The 21,698-nt window shown below is 38.5% G+C and carries 12 protein-coding genes; 11 read left to right on the top strand and 1 reads right to left on the bottom strand.

Annotated elements, in window-relative coordinates:
* Positions 1-126: 126 nt before the first annotated feature.
* The 7 genes from NBH14_RS14060 to NBH14_RS14030 all read left to right on the top strand — a co-directional run bounded on the left by NBH14_RS14060 (position 127) and on the right by NBH14_RS14030 (position 15,273).
* Entirely contained in the window at positions 127-3,564 is a 3,438-nt protein-coding gene (locus NBH14_RS14060; protein ID WP_186958941.1) for a TonB-dependent receptor, read from the top strand.
* 14 nt (positions 3,565-3,578) lie between these two features.
* On the top strand, positions 3,579-5,429 hold the full coding sequence (locus tag NBH14_RS14055) for a RagB/SusD family nutrient uptake outer membrane protein (RefSeq protein ID WP_186958940.1): 1,851 nt from the start codon (positions 3,579-3,581) through the stop codon (positions 5,427-5,429).
* Positions 5,430-5,455: 26 nt separating this feature from the next.
* Positions 5,456-8,605, top strand: a complete 3,150-nt coding sequence (locus NBH14_RS14050; protein WP_186958939.1) for a SusC/RagA family TonB-linked outer membrane protein — start codon at positions 5,456-5,458, stop codon at positions 8,603-8,605.
* Between the two features lie 13 nt (positions 8,606-8,618).
* Positions 8,619-10,439: a RagB/SusD family nutrient uptake outer membrane protein gene (locus NBH14_RS14045; protein ID WP_186958938.1), complete on the top strand. Its 1,821-nt coding sequence runs from the start codon at positions 8,619-8,621 to the stop codon at positions 10,437-10,439.
* 26 nt (positions 10,440-10,465) lie between these two features.
* On the top strand, positions 10,466-11,437 hold the full coding sequence (locus NBH14_RS14040; RefSeq protein ID WP_186958937.1) for a DUF1735 domain-containing protein: 972 nt from the start codon (positions 10,466-10,468) through the stop codon (positions 11,435-11,437).
* Between the two features lie 82 nt (positions 11,438-11,519).
* Positions 11,520-13,910, top strand: a complete 2,391-nt coding sequence (locus tag NBH14_RS14035) for a glycoside hydrolase family 88 protein (RefSeq protein WP_186958936.1) — start codon at positions 11,520-11,522, stop codon at positions 13,908-13,910.
* A 28-nt stretch (positions 13,911-13,938) separates the two neighbouring features.
* Positions 13,939-15,273, top strand: a complete 1,335-nt coding sequence (locus tag NBH14_RS14030) for a hypothetical protein (RefSeq protein ID WP_186958935.1) — start codon at positions 13,939-13,941, stop codon at positions 15,271-15,273.
* A 41-nt stretch (positions 15,274-15,314) separates the two neighbouring features.
* On the opposite strand, the gene NBH14_RS28810 is transcribed toward NBH14_RS14030, so the two are convergent.
* Positions 15,315-16,184, bottom strand: a complete 870-nt coding sequence (locus NBH14_RS28810) for an AraC family transcriptional regulator (protein ID WP_186958934.1) — start codon at positions 16,182-16,184, stop codon at positions 15,315-15,317.
* Positions 16,185-16,323: 139 nt separating this feature from the next.
* On the opposite strand from NBH14_RS28810, the gene NBH14_RS14020 reads away from it, so the two are divergent.
* From NBH14_RS14020 to NBH14_RS14005, 4 genes are all read left to right on the top strand, one after another.
* Positions 16,324-17,562: an NRAMP family divalent metal transporter gene (locus NBH14_RS14020; RefSeq protein ID WP_186958933.1), complete on the top strand. Its 1,239-nt coding sequence runs from the start codon at positions 16,324-16,326 to the stop codon at positions 17,560-17,562.
* 24 nt (positions 17,563-17,586) lie between these two features.
* Positions 17,587-18,279: an RraA family protein gene (locus tag NBH14_RS14015; RefSeq protein WP_186958932.1), complete on the top strand. Its 693-nt coding sequence runs from the start codon at positions 17,587-17,589 to the stop codon at positions 18,277-18,279.
* A 30-nt stretch (positions 18,280-18,309) separates the two neighbouring features.
* Positions 18,310-19,068, top strand: a complete 759-nt coding sequence (locus NBH14_RS14010) for an SDR family NAD(P)-dependent oxidoreductase (RefSeq protein WP_186958931.1) — start codon at positions 18,310-18,312, stop codon at positions 19,066-19,068.
* A gap of 293 nt (positions 19,069-19,361) precedes the next feature.
* Positions 19,362-21,683, top strand: coding sequence for a hypothetical protein (locus tag NBH14_RS14005; protein WP_250817584.1), 2,322 nt, complete (start codon positions 19,362-19,364; stop codon positions 21,681-21,683).
* Positions 21,684-21,698: the final 15 nt, after the last annotated feature.

Genomic DNA, 21,698 nt, shown 5'->3' with positions numbered 1-21,698 from the left:
TGTAAAATGTAAAGAGAGTCATTGTTAATCAGTAAAGAATAAGCCCGGATAACGGCAATTATCCAGGCTTGATTGAATTTAAATTTTCCAGTAGTAAATTGAAAAACCTAAAATGTATACAAATGTATGAAAAAAGTAAGTCGTAACAATACAAATCGGTTACGTTCTCTTCTTAAAATGTTTGAAAGTGTGGGATTTATTGTAGTTCTATTATTAGGAGCTACTAATATTCATGCTCACACGGATCATGTTTTCGTATCGATAGAACAACTAGTTAAAGCTAGAAAAACAACCATGTTGGATGTCTTTAAAACGATAAAGGAAAAGACCGGGTATATATTCTTTTATTCGGAAGACATAAAAGCTGAGTTGGAGAAAGAAGTTACTCTAAAGACTACCTCCGGTTCTATAGAGGATATTTTAAAGCCTCTTTTTGTAAATTCTAATCTGACTTTTGAAATTAACGAAAAGCAGGTTATTATTAAACAGAAAATGGATAGATCCGTAGCTCCTTCCATACAACAACAACCGATTGAATTGACGGGTGTTGTGGTGGATGAGACAGGAGTACCTGTTATCGGAGCCAATGTGTTGGTTAAAGGAACGACAATGGGTATAATAACGGATGTCGATGGTAAATTTATATTGAAAGTGCCTGCTAACAGTACGTTGGTTGTTTCTTTTATCGGATATAAAACGGTAGAGATAAAACCGGGTAGAAGGAATCATGTCTCTGTAGAACTGGTAGAGGATACGGAACATCTGGAAGAAGTAGTGATCGTTGGATACGGAGTCCAAGAAAAAGAAAGTGTTGTGGGTGCGATCACACAGGTTGGAAATAAGAGTTTGGTGCAATCTGGAGTGTCTGATGTGACTGCTGCAATTGCCGGTAAACTATCCGGTGTATTAACTATGCAGCAATCTGGTCAACCGGGACAGACAACGAATGATATTATTATTCGTGGTGTTTCCAGTTGGAACAGCTCTAAACCTTTGGTTATGGTGGACGGAGTGGAACGTGATTTTGCAGATCTCGACCCGAATGAAATCAATACGATTTCTGTTTTGAAAGATGCATCGGCGACAGCTGTTTTCGGTGCAAAAGGGGCTAATGGAGTTATTTTGGTAACAACTAAGCGCGGCGTGGAATCTAAACCCAAGTTGGATTTTTCTGCCTCTTACGGCATTGAACTTCCAACCCGTATCCCTAAACATATCGATTCTTATACGACAATGAGTATGTATAATGTCGGATTGATGAATGCCGGGACTTTTCAGGACTTGACTACCCAAGCTGTTCTTAACGAGTATAGGAACCCTTCTACCCCTTTGAATTCAATTCGTTATCCGGATGTCGATTGGTTTGATGTGCTGGCTCGTGATTTTGCGCCAGTAACGAATGCCAATTTTAACATACGCGGCGGTACGAATTTTGTGAAATACTTCGCTTCTTTAGGATATTATCATCAAGGTTCATTCTTTAATTCTTTGAATGAAGGTTATTGCGATACGAGATATAAGTATGATCGTTTTAATTTTCGTGGAAATCTGGATTTTGATTTGACAAAGTCGACTGTTCTATCCTTTAATATCGGAGGAGATATCAGTATACAGAATACGCCGGGTGAAGATCCTTGGAGGCCGGTTTATCAGGCTAGTACAACATTATATCCAGCTTATTATCCGGCATGGGTTTTGGAGCAGGTTCCGGATCTGGATTATCCGGATGCGTCCGGAGATCGCCTGGCGGCAGCACAGAATGATGCAAGAGGAAATCCTTATTCCGCTCTTCACCAGGGGAAATTTAATGAATATACATCTTCTAAATTATTTACCGATCTTATTCTTAAACAGAATTTGGATATGGTAACGAAAGGACTGTCCGTTCAGGCAAAAGTGTCATTAAGTACGTATTATAAAAATAAATCTCTGACAGCTAATTGGTCAGTTCCTCAGTATACGCTTAATTTTGATAAAATAGGGACAGGTATGAATCCCTGGTTCAGAGAAGGCGAAGGAAATGAAAGTTGGACACAGCCTCCGTTGGATATCAATGTGGGTGACTTGGAAGATGGTTATTACAGTAATTTGTATTATGAGTTTTCTTTGGATTATAAACGTTCGTTTGGAAAACATAATGTGACGGCACTGGCATTGATGAGCCGTCATCAGAAAAATTCAGGAACAGATTTTGCCTATTACAATGAAAGCTGGGTCGGTCGTGCTACTTATAACTTTGATAAAAGATATTTATTGGAGGTTAATATTGGATACACTGGTTCTGAACGGTTTGCTCCGTCTAATCGTTTTGGTTTTTTCCCTTCCGGTGCTGTCGGTTGGGTTGTTTCGGAAGAAAAGTTCTTTAAAGATAATATCTCCTGGATGAACAAATTGAAATTCCGTTATTCTGATGGGAAAGTAGGTAGTGATTCAGCTAGTGAACGATGGCTTTACATTGGCGAATATAGTGCTAACGGAAACTATATTTACGAGGATAAAGTACCTAATATATATGCTCAGTGGGAAGAGGCCAGAAAAAGAGACTTGGGTATTGAAATGGCTTTTTTAGATAATATGATAACTGTAGGAGTTGACTTTTTCGATGAAAAAAGAACACATATGTTGTTAAATCCTCAAAGTAATACCATGTTGATTGGTAATAACGGGTTTAAACAATTAAACAAAGGTTCAATGAAAAAGCATGGTCTGGAAGTAGAACTGGGGTTTAATAAAACGACTTCGTATGGATTGAGTTATAATTTGAAAGGAATCTTCGGCTTCAATGAAAACCGGATTATAGATAAAGATGATTTACCTTATTCTCCGGAATATAAAAAGGCAGCCGGAAAACCCTATGGAGCCCAACTTGATGGGGCTTTATTAACGGGTTCCGGATATTACACGTCTGTCGATGATATTCACAATAATCCCGCTCCGACAACTATTGATAAAATAAATGTGGGTGATTATAAATTTCTGGATTATATGGCAGACGGAAAAATAAATACTTCTGATAAATATGCAATTGACGGAACTCTTTATCCACCGATAACTTTTTCTTTATCCGGAGGATTTTCCTATAAAAACTTTGATTTTAGTATTTTATTCCAAGGTAATTCCGGAAAGTATGTTGAGTATAATGAAGCATTTGAGGCAGAGTTTACCAGTGGCTCTCTCCGAGTTCATGAGTCTCAATTAGATTATTGGACACCGACCAATCCAAATGCGAATCATTCGACTTTACATTATGTGGGCCAAGGGAATCCTCCCTTGCTATCCTGGGGTGGAGGTGATGCTTGGTCTGGATATGGCATAAAGATTAAAGATCGTTTCTGGCGAAAAGCCGATTATATACGGTTGAAAGAGGTTTATCTGGGATATAACATAAAACCGAAATATTTGAAGAAATGGGTCGGTATTTCTGCTGTTACCGTATATGCTTCGGGAAATAATCTTTTTACGATTACGAGTCTGTTAGAAGGTGATCCGGAAAGAAAAGATTTCGCTCGTGGGTTTTATCCTCAGATGAGTACTTATAAAGTTGGTTTGAAAGTAGCTTTTTAAAAACTTAAATCAATATGAAGAAATACATATTATTATTTATTGCAGCAATTGTTTTATCAACACAGTTTTCTTGTACCGATTATTTAGACAAAGCTCCGGAATCAGGTTTGTCAGAAGAAGATGTGTTTAGTAAACATGCTAATTTTAAGAAATTCTTTTATACTGTTTATGGAGGTAAGGAGAATAAGAATATTACATGTGCACATGCCCTGAGCATTGCTAACTGGGATCAGCGCTTTGGGTTAGAGGCATTAACTGAACTGGCAGATAATGGGCGTTTACTTGGTGGTCAAAGGATAAAAGGTGGTGTAATGGGGACAGATATAAATTATTTTACTTATCAGACTTCGGCAACCAGAAGGCCTATTCTTGATGCTATGTTTAAAGTGATACGGGTCTCGAATATCGCATTGGAGAAAGTTGATATGATTAAAGATGCAACACCTGAAGATATTGAAGATTTAAGAGGGCAGGCCTATTTTATAAGAGGATATGCACACTTTGTGTTAAATCGTTATTGGGGCCCAATGCCATATCTAAATCAGTCGATCGGTGCTTATGATGAATGGGATATTCCACGTCTTTCCAAAAATGAAAGTCTGAGGTGTGTTGCTTTGGATATGGATTCAGCTTTTGTCGCTTTCGAGAAAGCTGAAAAAATACGTCGCGATCCGGGACCGGGGGAACCGGGACATTTGAATGATCCGGATTTGGAAAAACCTAATGGGGTGGCAGCAAAAGCGATGAAAGCCAGGGTGTTATTGTATGCGGCAAGTCCGTTGAATAATGCGAATGGTTCGAAAGATTGGGAGGAGGCAGCTGTTGCCAGTTGGGAGGCAATCCAACTAGCACAAAAATATCAGTATGCCTTGATTGACGGAGATAGGTATACGGATAATATGTATGGTGTAAAATATACTAATGAGCAGATATGGGCCTGGCATGCGGGAAATAAAAATTATGGAAATGCTCCGACTGCATTACAAAATGGAATATTCTCTAATAAGAAAACAATCGTCTCCGGTGAAAATCCTACACAGAATTTTGTGGATATGTTTGAAACACAGTGGGGAGACCCTTTAAATACGGAAGAGGACAGAAAAGAGGCAATCAAATTAGGACATTATAATGAACAAGATCCTTATGTAAGTCGTGATCCTCGTTTTTACCATTGTGTTATTTACAATCAGGCAAATATAATATGGGCGAAAGTGGCAGATGGAGAAGTTAAAAATAAGGCAAATATCTATTACGAGAATGATAATGGAAAATTTAAATATTCTACACTTTTAGATCAGAGTTATGCCGGTGTTAGTCATACAGGGTATTATACCCGGAAATATTTTGGCGATATGAGTGTTCAGAATCAGGTAAATACTTTGACGACAGATCCGTTGATTCGTTTGACTGAATTATATCTTAATTATGCCGAGGCAGCAAATGAAGCGTATGGCCCGTCCGGAAAAGCCCCAGGGGCTTCTATGTCTGCCATAGATGCTATCAACCTGATTAGAGAGCGTGTTGATATGGTTCCGGTTAAATCAATTTATACGAAGGATACGGAAACGTTCAGAAAGCATATTAAGAATGAACGTACAATCGAATTATACGGTGAGGGTCATCATTACTTTGATATCCGACGCTGGAAAGATGCTCCGGTAATCATGTCGACAAAATTATATGGAATGGATATTGAGAAAGTGCAGATAAGTGCTGAATATCCTACCGGATTCAAGTATACACGGCAGCCGTTGGAAGAAGGACGTCAGGTCAGATGGCACGATGCTATGTATTATTTCCCGTTCCATTCGGATGATTATTATAAATTGAAAAACTTTGATACCAGTTTGAATCCAATTTGGTGATAAGAACCATAAAAAAGAAGAAATATATGAATCTATATAAACGACTATATGTCATAAAAAAATGCGTAGGTCTGATTTTACTTTTTCTGGCCGGCTATGGTAATCTGTCTGCCCAGGAAAAAGAAAAATCGAAAGTGTTAGAACTCACCATACAAGTAGTGGATGAGGCTGATATGGCTGTTTCTGATGCAGAAATAGTAGTTGGTGAAGGATTTATCCATGGGATAACAGACCAGAGTGGTGAATATAAACTAAAAGCGAAGTCAACCGATTTTATCTCTGTTTCTAAACCGGGATTTGAAAAAGTATTTACTTCAATGACTCAATTGAATAATGATCCGTCGGTAGTTTTAAAGCATTCCATACTTTATCGTTCGGAAGATGATCGTATTCAGTTACCGTACACCTATAACTTTAAAAGGAATACAACGGGCGATTATATTGTTATTACAGGCAAGGAATTGGAAAAATATCCTTCCAATGATCTTCGTAATGCGTTGGTTGGGCTGATTCCCGGATTAATGATAACAGAAGGGGAAGGATCGACCGGTACGAGTGCGGAAGAAACACGCGGCCAGTTCGGGGTAAAGACGAAAGTTTCTGCTAATATGCGTGGTTTCAGTCCGATTTATGTCATAGACGATATGCAGATTGATATTACGGAAATGCAGTTGGATCCTTCAGAAATAGAAACGGTTACATTTGTTAAAGATGTGGTTGGTAAAGCAATGTACGGACCGCGGGCAGCAAATGGAATTATTTTTATCAAGACTAAAAAAGGACAGGCTAATGACCGGATATTGAATGTAAATGTAGAAGGCGGGGTCAGCACGGTAGATCGTTTCCCGAAATGGGCGACAGCCGGAGAATATGCCCGCTTGAATAATCAGGCACGTATAAATGATGGTTTGTCTCCTTTGTATGATGACGCAGCACTTGCCGGTTATGATAGAAATGATCCGTATGATAAAATATATCCGGCTGTTAACTATCAGGATATGATGTTTAATGATCTGAAATCTTATCAACGGGCAAATGTATCTTCTTCGGGTGGTAATAACTTTATTAAGTATTATGCTTATCTGGGATATTCGGGTGAAGGTGATAATTTCAAGATTGGAAGTAATGCAGATTATAACCGGCTGAACGCCCGTGCCAATCTGGATATGAATGTGAATGATTTTATTAATGTGGAATTCGGATTTTTCGGAGGACTGACAATTCGCCGCTCTCCCAACTATGGATATGATAAAGATTATGGGAAGGATAATAGTGATGATGCGGAACTGGATATTTTTGAATTTAATTCGGCTATAGAAGATGCGACGACAATTGCTCCCAATGCATTTCCTGTATATGCGGCTTTTGATGAAGAATCGGGTTTACCTTGGTATGGAGTAAGTTCCACTTTTAAAAGAAATCCGATTGGTCATTTGGTAGATAATGGTTACTATAATGAAACGGGGCGTTTGGGCGCTGCTAATGTAGCTTTGAACTATGATATGAATCATTTGGTTAAGGGGCTGAAATCCAGAACGTATGTCGGGTTTAATGCTTATAACCTGACCCGTATCGGAAAGGCGGAACAGTTTGCAGCTTATATTGCCACCCCGAATGCTGATAAAACAGATGTAACTTTGGAAAAAGTGTGGGATTTGACGGAAATGTCCGGACAGGCAAAATTGCATGATTATTATTTTCAGCAGTTTTCCGGCTATCAGACATTTTCTTATGACCGCCTGTTTAATGAAGTACATGGGATCAACACTGCATTGACTTATCATATTTCTAAATTGACGCGTAACCAGGTAGAGAATCCTTTATGTCAACAGAATGTGAACTGGACGGGTAGTTATACCTATGATAATAAGTATACGTTGCAAGCGGCTGTTACTTTTGCCGGAACGCAGAGCTTGATAAGTTCATATCAATATCAGTTCTTCCCATCTGTTGGTGCCAGCTGGATCATCTCGGATGAGCAGTTTATGAAAAACTTGAAATTTATTGATTTTCTTAAATTGCGGGCTGAATATGGAGAACTGGGTTATCAGTCATTGAATCCGACGCTTTACATGTATGAAGATAAATGGGGAGTGAATAATACCGGAACTGCATTTGGACCTCATACGAATAATCAGTGGTTTGGAAGTAATACGGATAACAATATTTACCGTTCGACCTATAACAAACTGGGTAATCCTGATTTGAATTGGGAAACACGTAAAGAGTTTAGTGTCGGTTTGGATGCTCTTATGTTGGATCGTAAATTGTCTGTCAGTGTTAGTTATTATAATACTCTTCGTTCTAATGAATGGGTGAAACCGACTAACCGGTATCCGTTGGCTATCGGTTTGCTGGCAACACCTTATGTGAATTTTAATAAAACGCGTTATTACGGAGCGGAACTCTCTGCAAAATATACAGATAAAATAGGTGATTTCCGGTATTCAATCGGTGCGATGGCTACTTTACCGAGAACTGAGCGCATCCAATTCGATCAACCTGATTATCGTAATGAATACCAAAGTCGTATCGGAAAACCGACAGATGCTTATTTTGGATTGGTTCATCAGGGACGGTTTAGTTCGGATGAAGAAGCAAATAAAATACCTCAACTGTTCGATGAAAAATTGAAAGCTGGAGATTTTAAATATGCAGATTTGAATAATGACGGAGTTGTGGATGGTAATGATATGAAACAGATAGGGAATACATCTCCTCGTTTGTTTTATGCATTGAATATTAATCTGGCTTATAAAAATATCGAGTTAACGATTATCGGAGACGGCCGTTCTGGTTTTGATATTCCCTTGACCAGCAAATATTTCCATAACGGTTGGGGTGATAATAATTATTCAAAATATTTAGTGGAGAATGTGGGTACTGATAAGTTACCTCGGCAGACATATTATAAAGTGGAAAACAATTATCAGGCATCTACATTTTGGTTGAAAAAAGGTGATTATTTTAAAATTCAGAATATTGAAATAGCTTATAATCTACCTTTGGCAGCCTCCGCTTTCATGGGTATCCGTAAGGCTCGTTTCTTTGTTCGCGGTGCTAATTTGGCAACAATTTCCGGAATAAAAGATATTGATCCTGAATCTGCAACCTCGGGGATAGATCGTTATCCGCTGAATAGAACGTTTACGGGCGGAGTCAAATTAACCTTCTAAAATTAAGAGTAAGATGAAAAATATAGTAAAAACAAGTCTTTTTGCAGTAGTAGTTATGATGAGCACATCCTGTGCGGATTTTCTGGATCCTTATCCTTACGGCAGATTATCGGAAGAGGATTTTTGGGAGCGACAGGATGCTGTACAAGGATTAGTTGGACAGTGCTATGACTATATGCAGCGTAATTATAACCATAATAATGGCTTTTTTCTGGATGGGGCGACCGATGATGCGGTAGTAACGAGCTCTACACATGCGATGGCAAAGTTGGCTACCGGAGCTTTAACTCCGTCAAAGGATCCTTTTGAGGCTTATTGGATAGAGGATTATAAAGGTATCGCTTTAGTCAACAAATTCTTGAAAGATCAACATGGGTTTAATACTCGTTTTATGGTAGATGCCCATTTTAACGATCTGGTACGTTATCGTTTACAGGGAGAAGCTTTTGGGTTGCGTGCCTGGTTCCAGTGGGATTTGCTTCGTCGCTATGGTGGTATCGGTATAAAGAGTGGCGAGTTGCTGGGGTTCCCTATTATTACCGAACCGGTAAATGTTTTTGAGGACGATGTGAACCTTGCACGAGATACGTATGCCGCGTGCGTAAAACAAATAGAGAGTGATTGCGATTCCGCATACGCTTATTTGCCGATCGCGCATCGCGATTTTTTAGTGGAAAATGCGGGCGATCTGGTTTATGCCGGTTCTCGTTATTGGGGCCGTTTAGACGGTATCACAATGACTGCCCTCAAATCGCAAATGTATCTTACATATGCCAGTCCGCTGTTTAATCCGGAGAATGATATGACACGTTGGGAGAAGGCAGCTATATATGCCAAACAGGTGATCGACTTTAAACTAAATGTGGATAATGTAAAAAACGGATTTAATCCGGTAAATAGAGTTGATTGGACTGATCCGAATTTTCCGGGTATAGTTTATGGTTCTCGCTATGATAATAATAATGATGCAATGGAACGTGCTTTGTATCCGGGTGGTTTCCAGGGAAATGGTGCGCTAGGGGCTACTCAGGACCTGGTGGATGCTTTTCCAATGAAGAACGGTTATCCGAAAGATCATCCGGAAGGAGCAAAACTATATGACCCGAAAAATCCGTATGCCAATCGCGACCCTCGTTTTTACAGTGTGATTTTTTATAATAATTCGAAAGCCAACAGAGATAATAATGAGACAAAGCCTATGTATACTTTTGAATGTTGGGAAAATCAAGATGCATTGGGAAAAGATGCCGCAGGAAATAAAGCGACCAGCCGTACGAACTATCATATAAAGAAATATATTTATATGGGACTAAACTGGAGTGATGCGACTGTAAAGAAGATGCCGCATTCCCGTTTCTATATTCGTTGGGCCCATATGGTTCTGAACTTCGCAGAAGCAGCTAATGAAATTGGAGGACCTAATCATACGATTGACGGATTGTCGGCAAAGGAGGCCATGAAATATTTGCGTACCAGAAAAACTTATGATGGGAAAGAGCTTTATACGGACGATGATCCTTATCTGGACGAGGTAGCTACAATGGGAAAAGATCAGTTCAGAAAGTTTATACAGAATGAACGGCGTCTGGAAACTTGTTTCGAGGGTATGCGTTTTTATGATCTTAGGAGATGGTCGAAAGATGGGAGTATTGAAATGTTGAATCAACCTGTCTATAAAGCAAAAATTTTGAAGAATGCGGAGAATACTTTTGATTATGATAAGGATGTTGTAGAAAATAGAATTTATACATCACCTTATCTTCCGTTGCCTTATGATGATATTTTACGGATGGATAAATTGGAGCAGAATAAAGGCTGGGATAACTGGCAGTAAAATGAATTAAATAAAAACATAAAAGCATGAAAAAGATAGGAGTTTTTATATTATTGGCTGCGGCTTTGACTTCTTGCTATGATGAATATGTGAAAGACTATGATTATGATGGGGTTTATTTTCCTTATCAGGAGAATGTCAGGACTTTTGTCGTTGGCGAGGGGTTGAAGATCGATGTAGGGGCTGTATTGGCCGGGGTTTTGGAAAATAATAAGGACCGTGTTGTTCGTTATCAGATAAAGAATGATCTGGTGACACCGGATGCTTTGGCACGGATGAAAAGCGGACAGAATTATATAAAGAATTCTGTCGCGGGTGTAAATGAACTGTTGCCTATGCCAGCAGATTATTATTCATTAAGTAATTCGGAAGAGATGGTGATTCGTAAGGGTTCACATGGCGGAATAGTTACTGTCTATGCGGATTCTGCTAAATTTCTTTCTGATCCGAAGACATTGAAAGCAGCTTATGCATTACCTTTTTATATAGAGTCGGCTGATGCGGATTCTATCATAGAGCCCATGCGGTATGCTGTGATCGGATTGAAATATGAAAATATGCTTTTCGGTAATTATTGGCATGGAGGAGTTCGGGTTGTAAAGGATGCGGTTGGTAATACGTTGAATACGGTTGCTTACTATACCCAGATACCACAGCCGGAATCTAAAGTCTGGACTTTATCTACAGTCGCTCCTTTCGAACTGGAGACAAACGGTCTGGCAGATGATGCGGATAAAGGTTCTATGAAGTTGACTTTAAATTCGGACGGGACTATTACGGTGGGAAAATCTTCTTCCTCTGACATAAATGTATTGCCGGACGGAGAATCCCGTTTTAATCAGGCCAAACTGCTTCAGGATAGAAAAATATTCCTTAAGTATAAATACGATAATGGCGATGGTACTATCTCTTATGTAACGGATACATTAACATTCAGAAACCGTGTAAGAGATGGAGTGAATGAATGGCAGGATGAAAATCCGGGAAACTATGAGTGAATTTTTTAATTTGTGTTTTTTTATAAGAACAGTGTCTTTAAGCAAAGACACTGTTTTATAATATTTAATATCAAGAAACTATATGATTACAAGAAATGTACGAAAAGTTTGTAATACGGCTTTTCTGGCGTGTTGTTTATTAGCAGGAGGTGTGAATGCCCAACAATATAAATGGGACACGCCTCCTTATGCTGAAGATTATGCCTTTATCACAAATGATGGTGCCTGGTGTTGGTTTTCTGATCCCCGTGCGATTTATGTCAATGATAAGATGATTGGCGGATTTGTAGATAAAGAGGGAAGTATCTGGGCTTTTAGTTATGATCCTGCAACTCAGGAAAGACGGCAGTATAAACTGAAAGATAAGTTTGATTACGATGACCATGCGAATCCATCGGTTATGGCACTTCCTGACAATCGAATTGCCATTTTTTTCTCTGCTCACGGCGGAACCAAGAATTCTCCCATTTATTATGCGATATCGAAAAATCCGGCCGATATATCATCATGGAATGAATTACAGCAAGTCGATCCTGATATGCCCGGGAAATTAGGTGTTTGTTATTCCAATCCGGCAATGCTTTCTTCAGAAAATAACCGGACGTATCTCTTCTTTAGAGGACGTAATTTTAAACCGACTTTTATAGCGACAGATGATTTTAAAACCTGGAGTGATCCGGTAACGATTGTAGTCAATGATACGATTTTTGGAGAGAGTGGCCGTCCTTATATGAAAGTTACGACTAATCATAAAGATAAAATTTTCTTTGCTTTTACAGATGCCCATCCTCGTGATAGAGCAACGAATTCGATTTATTTTATGATGTATGAAAAAGGGAAACTGACTAAAGCAAACGGCGAAATTATTTCGGATAGCTTTGATAAGCCCGTGATGCCAAGTCAGACCGATAAAGTTTACGATGCAACAAAAACATTCGATAAGGCCTGGATTTGGGATGTGGCTTTCGATCAGGAAGAGAAGCCGGTCCTGGTCTATGCCCGTTTTTCTCATGCCAGAAGTACTCATTCTTATTGGTATGCCCGTTGGAATGGGAAAGAATGGGAGAATCATAAAATAACGGATGCCGCTCAGTGTTTTATGCGTAATGATTATAATAATAAAAATTATATGGAAACCGAAGAGAATTATTCGGGAGGAGTTTATCTGGACCATCAGAATCCTTCGGTTGTTTATACCTCGCGGCCCATTAATAATGTATTTGAAATAGAGAAATGGACATTTGTTGGAGGAAAGGATAAATGGAAGACAGAGGCGGTAACCCGGGATTCGGAACGTGACAATATTCGTCCTTTTGTTGTTCGTAATTATTCCGGTGATCAACCGAATGTCTTATGGGCTTATAATTATAAATATCCAGGCTTTAAGTCTTATGAAAGTGCTATCCGCGTGAATCAAAAGGCGAAAGGATTCGATAGCGGCCTGAATAAAGAAGCGATTAAAACAGTTGCCGCTAAGGTTGCGGATTGGCAGCTTCGTGATTATAAAACAGCGCCGTTTAGTAGTGGTGTCGCCCGTGGCTGGAGGAATGGAGTTCTATATAACGGAATGTTCGACTGGGCAGAATTGAGCGGTGATAATAAATATTTTAAGTATTTGGAGAATATCTTCAATAAAGAATATTGGCAGGTAGGTAACCGTATGTATAATGCGGATGATATTTGTGTGGCTCAGGCTTATTTGGATATGTATGTAAAGTACAAGAAGGACAATATGTTAATTCCAACATTGGCACGTGCGGAATGGGTACTCGAACACCAACCAGAAGGAAATATCGATATATCGAAAGGTAAAAGTGACCGTTGGTGGTGGTGTGACGCTTTATATATGGCTCCGGCAGTTTATTCCCGTCTGTATGCGATTACCGGCAATAGGGCGTTTATGAAATTTGCCGATAAGGAATTCAAAGCGACTTACGAACATTTATATGATAAAGAAGAGAAGTTATTTTTCCGTGATGGGAATTATCTGGATAAACGTGAGGCTAACGGAAAGAAGGTTTTCTGGGGGCGTGGTAATGGTTGGGTTATGGGTGGCCTGGCTGAAATATTGAAAACCTTACCGGCAAGGGATAAAAAATATCGTCCGTATTATCTGCAATTATTCCGTGAAATGAGTGACCGGGTAGCTGAGTTGCAGTGTGAAGATGGTTTTTGGCGGACAAGTATGCTGGATATAGAAACATATCCGGATCCGGAAACGAGTAGTACGGGATTGTTTGTTTATGCATTGGCTTATGGTATAAATCAGGGATATCTGCCTAAAGATAAATTTTTACCAGTGGTGACAAAAGGTTGGAAAGCGCTTGTCGCTTCAGTAGATACGGAAGGAAAAGTCTGTTGGGTACAACCGGTAGGGCAGGCTCCGAAGAGAATCGAAAAAAGAATGACACAGGTGTATGGGACCGGAGGTTTTCTGATGGCTGCTTGTGAAATGTATAAATTGACAGAATAACAATTGTAAGTTATTAATAGAAGATAAAATGAGATACATCAGTATTTGTTTGACTATATCCTGTTGTTTATTGCTTTGTCTGGAAAAAGTTTCGGCTGAGGATGGGTCTTTTTTAAGAAAACAGGTTCATCCGATATCAGTGGAGATATGGAACCGCCCCTCTCCGAAGGGGAAGGTTTCGGATGATATGAAGTATATGTTGAGGCAGAATAATAAATATACATTGAATAAATGGTCTCGTGAAATAAAACGATTTCAAGAACAAACCGGGGAATATTTTGATTTTGGCGGGAAGACGGAGCATTTTATTCGTCCCGTTTCCCACCATATCTTTACTTTGGCTCTTTGTTTGAAATTACATGTGTATGATTCTGCTGTCACTCATGTTTCCGAGGAAAAGGCATCGGAATTTGTTATCAAGTTAATTCGCTCAGTAGCTTATCGGTATAAATCGAATATCGGAGAAGAAGGGTGGGGAGATCAATGGCAGAGTGCATTATGGGCTTCACAAATAGCTGAAGGCGCATGGTTTATATGGAATGAATTATCAGCATCGGATCAGGAGTTGGTTTGTCGTATGATGGTGCATGAAGCGGATCGTTTCCTAAATTACAAGGTTCCTTATTATCGGGACATAACCGGCAAGATACTTTCAAAAGGGGATACTAAGGCTGAAGAAAATGCCTGGAATTCAAACATTTTGACAATAGCTACGGCGATGATGCCTGAACATAATCATTATGATGGTTGGATGCGGAAAAATATAGAATTACAGCTTTCTGCTTATGCGATGCCTGAAGATGTTGAGAAAACAACCGTCATTGACAGTGTACAATTGAATAAGATATTGAAAGGCAGTAATATGAATTCGGATGGAACTGTCATCAATCATAATATAATGCATCCCGATTATATGTCGGCATTTATGCATAATGCAATAAATGTGTGGATTTATGAACTGGCAGGAAAGAAGGTTTTACAGTCTTCTTTGTATAATGGTGATATTGTTTATCACGCTTTAACCGAGCGTTTATTTAATGGCAGAACAATGTATCAGAAAACTCCTGACGGAAAAGCCTCTCCTTTGATTTATTTTCCGGAAGGAAATGATTGGGGTGGACAAAGGCAGGCTAATTATTGGTTGATGGATATTATGGCATCTCTGTTCGGTTGGGATCGTGGTTCGTCTGTAAAAGCGATAGAATGGGCAACAGCTCGTAACAAAGAAATGATCTCTATGCTTGACCGTGATACTACAGGGCAATATTATCAGGATATAAAGGAAGATAAATTTCCATCGCGGGAAGAATGGTTTGGATCGCATATTGCCTGGGGATATTTAGGATGGTGGTTACATAATTAGTAGGGTGCAAGCGTTCTTTGGTGTAAAACGGAATTTATTTTTTATTCGTTATTTACATTGATCCAGTTCTTTCGATAGACGGTAGGAGACATTTTACAGATTTCTTTAAATTTTCGATTGAAGAGAGACTGACTGAAGTATCCTACCGTTGAACCGATAACTTCGATAGGATCTGTTGTATTTATCAATAAATCACATGCTCTTTTTATTCTGATCTCATGTAATATTTCGAAAATTGTTTTGCCGGTCTTTTTTTTGAAAAAATGGCATATCGCGTTTTTATGCATGAAAATAATGGTGGAAATTGTTTCTAAGTCAATCTCTTTATGATAATTCGTTTGTAAAAAAGATATTATTTTACTGATACGGATATCGTTTTTTTGATTGTTGGGTAGATTTGACAGCAACCGGTATTCGTTAGATTGCGATATCAATAACAGAATTTCTAACAGACAAATGATCTGATTGGAAGAAGGCTCATGGAGCATTGTTTTCATCTTCTTTTCTATATTATGTTGCAATTTCCCTTCCATCTTTATTCCTTGTACGGAAGTTTCATAGATGAGTCGCTTTACATGTATCATTTCTGGTATTTCCCAGAACGATGTTCCGGCGAAATCAGGTAAAAATTTAATGACTATGGCTTTTGCCGGTATTGGGTTGCCTTCCGGATCATAGCAGACTTCATTTTTCCAGATATGAGGTGTGTTGGCTCCGACCAACACTAAATCACCCGGCATAAAAGATTCAATACTGTCTCCAATGATTCTTGTACCTGAACTTTTTTCGACAAAAGTTAATTCAAGTTCCGGATGATAGTGCAGCGGATTATAGAATAAAGGTATTTCATCGTTAGCAACATCAAGGGTTGCCAGCGAGTGTTTAATTCGTATTAATGAAGGCCTTTTCACAAATCTTACTGTTATTTTATCTGTTCAATAAGCAAAAATAGAAGATTATTTTTTATTATATGTATATAGTGTGCATTTTTATTAATATAGTATTGAAAAAGGTTTCTTTTCAATATACTTTTACAAAAAATTCTAAGCCATGAATAAGTATTCTCGTTTATTACGGTCATTTTTGCCCGGCTTGTTTTTAGTCAGTTATAATGTCGGGATAGGTTCTGTTACGATGATGTCAAAGTCGGGAGCATTATATGGTTGCTCTTTGCTATGGATTGTATTGTTGTCTTCTGTTATTTATTATTATTTGGTTTCGGTGTTCAGTAAATACACAATGGTGACGAGAGAAACTTTTCTTTATGCAGTCAAAAAGCATATAAGCCGTAAGGTGTCTCTTTTTATTATCGGGGCAATTTGTTTGATTATCTTTCCGGCTTTGATGGGACTGATGGGTATTATGTGCGATGTATTGAGTGAATGGTCCGTTTCCTGGGGAACAGGAAAGATCTCTAGCTCTGTTTGGGGATTTGTTCTGGCTTCTTTAGTTGCTATATTTTTCTTATTGGGAACAACGGAAAAGATAAAAAGTATTTTAAGTGGGATTGTAGTTATTATTTTCTTTGCGTTTGTTGCGAATCTTTTTTATGCTTTTCCTCCAGCTAGTACTTTTTTCAAAGGGCTTATTCCTACAATTCCCGAAGATATAGCCGGGAGTGATAATGGAACCTTTCTTATTATGGCCGGTATGGTGGGAACGACTGTTTCCTCTATAGCTTTTATAATCAGGAGTAGTCTTGTTAAAGAGGCAAACTGGGATTTTAGTTATTATAGGCAACAGAAAAAAGATGCACTGTTAAGTGCAATCGGAGTTTTTTTAATTAGTGCTGCGATATTGGTTTCTGCAACAGCAACTTTGTATGTAAATGATTTAACAGTTAATAGTGCTGTCGACCTGATATTATTATTAAAACCGATTGTGGGAGAGGCATCCATTGTCTTTATGTCTATAGGAATTCTGGCAGCGGGTATAACTTCTCATATTCCTAATATAATGGTTATTCCCTGGGTTGTAAGCGATTATAAATCCGTGATTTTTGATATGAAGAATACAAAGAATCGGTGTTTATTGATTTTTTTAACCTTTATAGGTGTGCTGACTCCGGTATTTCATTGGAAGCCTGTATTTATAATGCTTCTGTCCCAGGGACTTTTGGCTGTTCTTTTGCCGTTAACTGTCGGCTGTATTTATTATCTGATGAATAATAAAATAATGAAAGATGATAGAAATAATTTGAAAGATAATATCTTGCTAGGAATCGTTTTTCTGTTCACATTATTTATCGGAGGGTTAGGACTTGTCGGTCTTATTAAAGATATTGTTTAATATATATTTATAATAGATATAATCATGAAGTTATGGGACTCGGATGAGGAGTTATTCCTCATAGCAAAGCAGACGTTGTTTACTGCTTTGGTAGGTGATATTCTGGATAAAATGGGGTTGGTTCATCAATTTCTACCGGCTGCAATAAAACCCTTATCACCTCAAATGGTAACGATTGGGCGGGCAATGCCAGTTTTGGAAGCTGATGTATATGAAGAGAAGTCTTCTAAAAATGGAGGAAATTTAATGAGAAAACCATTTGGGTTAATGTTTGAGGCATTAGATAGTTTGAAAAAAGATGAAGTGTATATTTGTTCCGGTTCTTCTCCTTCTTACGCTTTATGGGGGGGATTGATGAGTACGCGTGCTATGTTTTTGAAAGGAGCAGGAGCAGTGGTTAACGGATACTCTCGTGATACAAATGAGATTCTTAAATTGGGATTCCCAACATTTTCCATAGGTTCTTATGCGCAAGATCAGGGAGTTAGAGGTAAAGTAATAGACTATTATACGTCTATAGAAATAGAAGGAATCAGGGTTTCTCCGGGAGATTTGATTTTCGGAGACCGGGATGGAGTACTAATTATACCGGACAAGGCGGTGGAAGAAGCATTTTCAGGAGCAATTATAAAATCCAGAAAAGAAAATCAAGTGAAGAAAGCATTGGAAGAAGGCATGAGTACTGTCGATGCTTTCCGGAAATATAAAGTGATGTGATTTAAAATGATAAACTTAACTTATTGAAGTATGTGTATATTTACATTAAAAGGAAAAACAGCTTTGATTACCGGTGGAGGGACAGGTATTGGATTAGGCATCGCTGAACAGTTTGTTAAAGCTGGGGCAAAGGTTGTTATTACTGGTCGAAGAGAAAATATTCTCAAAGAAGCAGTTTGTAAATTAGGTAATTCTGCTTACTATTTTGTGCATGATGCGACTCAATTATCTTCTATTGACAATCTTTTGTCATCCATCGAAAAAGAGGTTGCACCAGTTGATATATTGGTTAATAATGCCGGGAGACATTTAAAAAAGGAAGTTCTTGATATTACAGATGAGCAGTTTGCCCAAGTAATAGAGTTGAACCTGAATACTGTTTTTGCTTTTTCAAGAGAATTTGCCAGACATTGCGTTCGTCGGAATCAACCAGGTAATATTTTATTGATTTCATCTATGTCAGCCTTAGTAGCATTGGATGGAGTTACCGCCTATGCTGCGTCGAAGGCCGGATTACAAGGTTTAATCTTGGGACTGACAGCGGATCTTTCCCGGCAGGGAATACGGGTAAATGCGATTGCACCGGGTTTTATCGAGTCCGAGATGATGCTTGACATAATGAAGAAATTCCCGGAACGTGAAAAGAAAGTGAAGCAGCGTATTTTATTGGACAGATGGGGGCTCCCGGAAGATATAGGTAAAGCTGCATTATTTCTGTGTTCTGATGCGGCCAGTTATGTGACAGGAGTTATACTGCCTGTCGATGGCGGTATGTCGCATAGTTTTTAATTTAGTTTATAACCTCAAATCATAATTGGAAAATGAAATCAAGAATATTTCTATTTAGCTTATATTGCTTTTTCTTTTTTATCGGGACATTGAAAGCAACAGAAGATGTTTTTGTTTATTATACAAAGAATGGTGAACCAGTGGAGGTTAAGGCTGCCGAAGAGTTGTGTCGGTATCTGACTGACATATATCCCCAGCGCCGTTTTCTAACAACCGACCAGTTATCAAATTCTCCGAAAATTGTTGTTGGTAGTTATGATCAGTTACGGGAAAACTTTAATCTGAGTAATGTGGTGAAACCTTTGGATGGCGGGTTTATCGTCACTTCAGTGAAAGGAAATGACTCCGTGAAGAAATTTATTATTGGCTCGGATCCACGTTCTACACTTGACGGAGTATATGCACTTTTAGAAAAGTTAGGATATGGTTTTTATCTTACTCACGAAACTAAACCTCTAAAGAAAGAGAAACTTGATTATGCCGGATGGGATTGTCAGGATAACCCGTTGGTAGAAGATCGCATTGTCTTTAACTGGCACAATTTCCTAAGTGGATGTACCGGGTGGAATTATTCGGATTGGCAAAGTTGGATTGAGCAATCATCAAAAATGAGATATAATTCAATTATGGTACATGCTTATGCTAATAACCCGATGTTCCGGTTTGAAATGAATGGTATAAAAAAGCCGGTAGGATATATGAATACCTCTAGCTCCGGTAGAGATTGGGGAGGACAACATGTAAATGATGTGCGTTTACTCCCCGAAGGAGATATTTTTGATGGTCCGGTTTTTGGTGCTGATGTGGCAAAAGTTCCGGACGAGCAGCGGGTGGATGCTACGATTCAACTGATGCAGAATGTTTTTCGTGATGCTAAAAAGAATGGTATGAAGGTGATATTTGCATTAGATTGTGATACAAAAGCGGCTAGTCCGCAGGAAATAGTTCTTTCTTTGCCGGAAAGGGCTCGCTTTAAAGCGAAAGATGCATGGCTGGTAAATCCGGAAGAACCGGAAGGATATAGCTATTATAAGAAACTGGTTTCAGATTTGATTACGTTATATCCGGAGATTGATAAGCTCGCTTTATGGGTACGTGGAGAAGAGAATTCTTCATGGCGAACTTTAACTCCGGCAAATATGCCTAAGAGATGGGGTAGAGAGTATGAAGAGTTTCTAAGAAATGAAGGCCGGGTTACCAATGATGTTCGTACCTCCAGTGCATTTGCTTTGGCTAAAATGGTCAAAGCTTATCAAAAAGCATTAAAAGAGCTGGGACGCGGAGATGTGGAAGTTATGCTCGGAACATGGCATTGGAAATTTGTGAATGTGGCTAATTATACAATGCCGAAAGACGTTACTTTTATTCCTTTGGACTATAGTTATGTATTGAACCAACCCTTTACCCAACATCAACTGTCCTTAATAGGTGACAGACGTAAGTTGATCCCTATAGTGTGGGCTCATCACGATGACCATCGGTATATCGGTCGTTCTTATCGTCCTTATGCAAGTTTTTTTGATGTATTAAAGACAAAAAATGCTTCCGGATTTGGTATTATTCATTGGACTAATTCACCTCATGACTTGTTTTTTAAAAATTTGTGCAGACAAATATGGAAGGATAGCCGGAATGAAAGTTTGGAAACAACGATCAAAAGTTTTGTCCGAAATGAATGGAAGGCAGATAACTTTGCATTGAATGAATATTTCTATAAATGGAGTACGGAAGCTCCGATGTTCGGACGTGAGACGGGAGCTTCTTTTTTGGGACATAATGAATTTAATTTGATAACTAAAGAATTTGGTTCATGCGATGATATCATAGAAAAAGCAAAAGAACGACTGGCCTTGTTGGAATCTGTAGATAAAAAAGTGACCAGTCAAAATCCCTCTTTGTTTGAGTATACAAAAGATATGGAACGTTTCTACATTGAAATTTTCAAAAATCAGAAACATTTTAATAGAGCATATGAATTACTCAAGCAACATAAAACTCTTGAAGCAGGTAAAGAAATGTTGCAGACAGAACCGGAGAAAGTGATTGAATCTTATGCGAAAGCTATTAAAAATGGTCCTAAAACGATAGGGGAAAAGGCTATTGTGTTCTCAATGGGAACACGTTATTATCCACATTTTTTTGATTTGAAGCAGCAAGCAGGGACGATTCCTGTGAATTTCAGATTTGGCAGAACGAAACATGATGAATTAGCTCAGGGAGCCGGATATTTGACCTGGTTTATTGATGATAAAAAGGATTTATGGCGTGTGTTGGGAAAAAAGGAAATAGGAGAAAATGTTCGTGAATCTGAAAATCATATATCTTTTGATAAAGCAATTGAGCTTAATTTGATTTCTATATTCAATCATACCTTGCCATCCGGTGAGTATGAAATATTGATTAGTACCCTTTCTTCCGAAAATCTTGTTCCACTGGATATTTTTCATATTACCGGACAAGATATTAAAACGAAACTAGAATACATTTCGGAAGTTGTGAACGGGAAAAATCAAATCCGGTTTAAAGTTAATCTGCAAGATGAAAAGTCCCGGCTTGAACTTCTACCTAAAAAAGAGATGAAGATGGAGCAGATGAGTATAGTAAAGATTAATTGAAAAATAAACGATAAA

The sequence above is a fragment of the Parabacteroides caecihominis genome (assembly GCF_023656785.1).
Lineage (GTDB): Bacteria > Bacteroidota > Bacteroidia > Bacteroidales > Tannerellaceae > Parabacteroides > Parabacteroides segnis.
Note: the sequence above shows the minus strand (reverse complement) of the source record. Positions and strands in the feature narration are given on the sequence as shown.

Coding starts and splice junctions, on each gene's coding strand:
- NBH14_RS14015 (WP_186958932.1), top strand. CDS start 17,587: ATGAAGTTATGGGACTCGGATGAGGAGTTATTCCTCATAGCAAAGCAG.
- NBH14_RS14010 (WP_186958931.1), top strand. CDS start 18,310: ATGTGTATATTTACATTAAAAGGAAAAACAGCTTTGATTACCGGTGGA.
- NBH14_RS14055 (WP_186958940.1), top strand. CDS start 3,579: ATGAAGAAATACATATTATTATTTATTGCAGCAATTGTTTTATCAACA.
- NBH14_RS14035 (WP_186958936.1), top strand. CDS start 11,520: ATGATTACAAGAAATGTACGAAAAGTTTGTAATACGGCTTTTCTGGCG.
- NBH14_RS14030 (WP_186958935.1), top strand. CDS start 13,939: ATGAGATACATCAGTATTTGTTTGACTATATCCTGTTGTTTATTGCTT.
- NBH14_RS14060 (WP_186958941.1), top strand. CDS start 127: ATGAAAAAAGTAAGTCGTAACAATACAAATCGGTTACGTTCTCTTCTT.
- NBH14_RS14050 (WP_186958939.1), top strand. CDS start 5,456: ATGAATCTATATAAACGACTATATGTCATAAAAAAATGCGTAGGTCTG.
- NBH14_RS14020 (WP_186958933.1), top strand. CDS start 16,324: ATGAATAAGTATTCTCGTTTATTACGGTCATTTTTGCCCGGCTTGTTT.
- NBH14_RS14045 (WP_186958938.1), top strand. CDS start 8,619: ATGAAAAATATAGTAAAAACAAGTCTTTTTGCAGTAGTAGTTATGATG.
- NBH14_RS14040 (WP_186958937.1), top strand. CDS start 10,466: ATGAAAAAGATAGGAGTTTTTATATTATTGGCTGCGGCTTTGACTTCT.